Below are 1,397 nucleotides of genomic sequence, written 5' to 3'. Positions count from 1 at the left end.
TGAGGATTTCGTCCTTGGTGTAGTGGCGTTCGAGCTGTATCGCCAGAAACATTTCCTGTATCTTACGCTTTAAGGTTTTCGAAGAGATCAGAAACGCATTTCTCGCCAACTGCTGGGTTATGGTGCTGCCGCCCTGGACGGCCTTCCCCCGGATAATGTCGATCCATATGGCCCGGAGAATCCCTCGCGGATCAACCCCGGGATGCTGCGAGAAGCGGATATCCTCCACGGCGATTAAGGCTTGCTTTACCGCAGGAGTAATCTCCTTCTGAGGAACCGGAATATAATTTGCCTTGCCTAAAACGGCAAAAGCCGTCTTCCCGTCGGCGGCGTAAAGGGTGCTGGGCGCGCCGAGCTGCAGGTTATCCATCTGCCAGGGCGGCAGGTCCCGGATCGCCGTGTACACGACCCAGCCGCCCGACGCAACGGCAGAAAGAAGCACAACCAGCCCGGCCAGTAAAAGCGCCGGCCGGAGGGCCTGCATTCGCTTCGCCCTTTTTTCTTCTGCCGTTAACCGATCAGTCTTAACCAACTTAGCTCCTCACGCAATCGTCCCTTAAATTTATACTCGCGCCGCTGCCGTTATGCCTTTAACGTACCCGTTTTGAGCCTAAAAAAGGTCCATTTAACAATATATGCTATTTCGCCCTGAGTCCTTTTACTTCCTGCGTCAATTAGTGGAAATAAATCATATTCAAACTCCCCTTCTATTAAACAAAAAAACCGCAGACAGGTTGTTCCCGGCAGTCAGGCTTTCGTCAACCGTCTTGCGGTTCTTTTACGGTGTATGAAGGTTCTTTGCCAAAGAGACGGTTAAAACATCAACCGCTTCCGGTACCGGCGTTCTCGTTTCCCTGTAGACAACCACGGCTTCTCGCTCTAAATCCCACCGCACCTCGAAGCCGAAGTCTTCCGCCCAGCGGACGGGAACAAAGGCTGTACCGCGCAGCACCAGCGGCGGTTCACCCATGACGGTTTTTTCAAGGATGCTTTCCGGGGGAACCCCTAAAGCCCCCCTCAACCCGTCAACCGGGACGAACATCCGGCCTTCGCGGACGAAAGGGGCCGCCTCCAGGGTTGTCTTCCAACCATTGAGGAAACACAGGGTTTTTCCCCGAAGGAAGACGGATTCCCGCTCGCCGCCATCCACCTTGTCTTCCATAACCAGCTCTACGATCAGTTTTCCGTCCTCGTCCCTCGCCTTCACCGTAACCGGAAAGGAAAGCGTGTTCTGAAAACGATAGTCCCAGGTCCCGTAGAACACCGCGGCGTCATCGCGGTCCGGAGCATACGGCGCCTTAACGCCGTGGTTGTGCCGCTCCAAAACCCTCAGGCCCGCGTTTACCACGGCCCGGTGCAGTGCGGTGGACGCCTGGCACACACCGCCGCCGAAGTCC

At 55.7% G+C, this 1,397-nt stretch carries 2 protein-coding genes; both read right to left on the bottom strand.

Features of this window, described 5'->3' with window-relative positions:
- Positions 1-532, bottom strand: a 532-nt coding sequence (locus AB1500_13145) for a biosynthetic peptidoglycan transglycosylase (GenBank protein MEW6184092.1), incomplete at its 3' end; no start/stop codon positions are given.
- Between the two features lie 246 nt (positions 533-778).
- A partial coding sequence (locus AB1500_13140) for a VanW family protein (GenBank protein MEW6184091.1) occupies positions 779-1,397 on the bottom strand: 619 nt, incomplete at its 5' end.

The sequence above is a fragment of the Bacillota bacterium genome (assembly GCA_040755295.1).
Taxonomy (GTDB): domain Bacteria; phylum Bacillota; class Desulfotomaculia; order Desulfotomaculales; family Ammonificaceae; genus SURF-55.
Note: the sequence above shows the minus strand (reverse complement) of the source record. Positions and strands in the feature narration are given on the sequence as shown.